General features: G+C 57.7%; 1 protein-coding gene and 1 pseudogene. Both read left to right on the top strand.

What is annotated here, in order from left to right:
- Positions 1 to 112: 112 nt before the first annotated feature.
- Positions 113 to 1,670 (top strand): annotated as a pseudogene (gene istA, locus G6L28_RS22535) (IS21 family transposase).
- Positions 1,612 to 2,084: ATP-binding protein (locus G6L28_RS22530; protein ID WP_174066435.1), on the top strand; the 473-nt coding region annotated here is incomplete at its 3' end. The pseudogene istA and the gene G6L28_RS22530, both read left to right, overlap by 59 nt.

Genomic DNA, 2,084 nt, shown 5'->3' with positions numbered 1-2,084 from the left:
TGTGTTTAAGCATGGAATGTTGACCCCTCTGGTGGGGTAATACTTATCCAATTTTGACCCCCTCTGGATTTCATCCGACCATCCGGCTTTTGGCAGCGGATGGAGTAGGGAGTTGAAGAGAGTGGATACGATTGCCCGTGTCCGACGAGCCTTCCATGTTCAGGGCTGGTCGGTGAAGAAGATTGCCAGAGAGCTGAATGTTTCTCGCAATACTGTGCGCAAAATTCTGCGGTCCGATGCGACTGAGTTTGCCTACAAGCGTGGGCATCAACCCTTGCCCCGGATGGGAGCTTGGAAGGGTGATGTCGAGCGGTTTCTGATTGCCAATGAAGGCAAGGCGTCGCGCGACCGGTTGACACTGATCCGGATTTACGAAGAGGTCCGGTCACTTGGTTATGACGGCAGTTACGACACCGTTCGCCGATATGCCAAGGCCTGGTCCAAGAGCCGTGGTTCTGTGACGGCCGAAGCCTACGTGCCGCTCTACTATGCACCCGGCGAGGCTTATCAGTTCGACTGGAGCCACGAGATCGTCCTGATCAACGGGGTGACGACGACCGTGAAGGTCGCTCATGTCCGCCTCTGCCACAGCCGGATGATGTTTGCCCGAGCCTATATGCGTGAGAGCCAGGAGATGGTCTTCGACGCCCACGACAAGGCCTTCGACTTCTTCCGTGGCACCTGCACGCGCGGCATCTACGACAATATGAAAACGGCGGTAGAGGCGGTCTTTATCGGCAAGGAGCGGCTGTACAATCGCCGCTTCCTGCAAATGTGCAGCCATTATCTCGTTCAACCAGTCGCCTGCACCCCTGCATCGGGATGGGAGAAGGGTCAGGTCGAGAACCAGGTCGGCCTTGTGCGCGAGCGCTTCTTCACGCCGCGCCTCAGGGTCAAAAGCCTGGATGAATTGAATGCTTGGCTCCTCGATAAATGCGTTGCCTATGCCAAGGCCCATAGTCATCCCGAACAGACGACGCAGTCGATCTGGCAAATGTTCGAGGCCGAGCGTGGCAGCCTTGTGCGCTACGTTGGTCCATTCGACGGATTCCACAGCGTCCCGGCCTCGGTGTCGAAGACCTGTACCGTCCGCTTCGACAACAACAAATATTCCGTCCTGTCGACAGCCGTCGGCCGCCCTGTCGAGGTTCACGCTTACGCTGATCGGGTCGTCATAAAACAGGATGGAGTGACGGTCGCTGAACACCAGCGCAGCTTTGGTCGTGGCGACACCATCTACGACCCTTGGCACTATGTTCCTGTTCTTGCTCGCAAACCCGGTGCTTTGCGTAACGGCGCTCCGTTGCGCGAATGGGTCTTGCCAACCGCGATGGAGAAGGTCCGCAAGCGATTGAAGAGCGCTGACGACGGTGATCGACAGATGGTCACCATACTCGGATGCGTTCCTGCCGATGGTCTTACCGCCGTCGAGGCTGCCTGTCAGGAAGCACTCGATCACGGCGTCTGCTCGGCCTCGGTGATCATCAACATTCTGGCGCGAAGCCGCGACACGGCTCCCGCAGCTACCCTGCAAATCCCGGATGCGCTTCGGCTTGCCCATGAGCCGGTCGCCGACTGCGCCCGTTACGACAGGCTCAGGAGGGCAAGTTGATGGAACGAACACAGGTTCTGGAACTGATGAGCACATTGAAGCTCTATGGAATGCGTAGTGCCTACGACGAGGTCATGGGCAACGGCATAAAACGGCAGTACGAACCACCGCGCATTGTCGGTGACCTCCTACAGTCGGAAATCGCCGAGAAGCAGGCACGCTCCATTCGTTACCAGCTCACCATTGCCAAGCTGCCGCTGGCGAAAGACATCGATGACTTTGATTTTGCAGATACGCCCATCAATGAATCCCTGGTGCGGGAGCTGGCGACGGGCACATTCGTCGCCGACCAGCGGAATGTCGTCCTTGTCGGCGGCACAGGAACGGGCAAGAGCCATCTCGCCATTGCAATTGCGCGTGCGCTCATCCGTAACGGCACACGTGGACGCTTCTACAATGTCGTTGACCTGGTTAACCGGCTGGAAACAGAGACACGCAACGGCAAGCAAGGTCGGATGGCCGATTACCTTAC

The sequence above is a fragment of the Agrobacterium larrymoorei genome (assembly GCF_013322225.1).
GTDB lineage: Bacteria > Pseudomonadota > Alphaproteobacteria > Rhizobiales > Rhizobiaceae > Agrobacterium > Agrobacterium larrymoorei_A.
The sequence above is the reverse complement of the archived record's forward strand: the minus strand, read 5'-3'. Positions and strand labels throughout refer to the sequence as shown.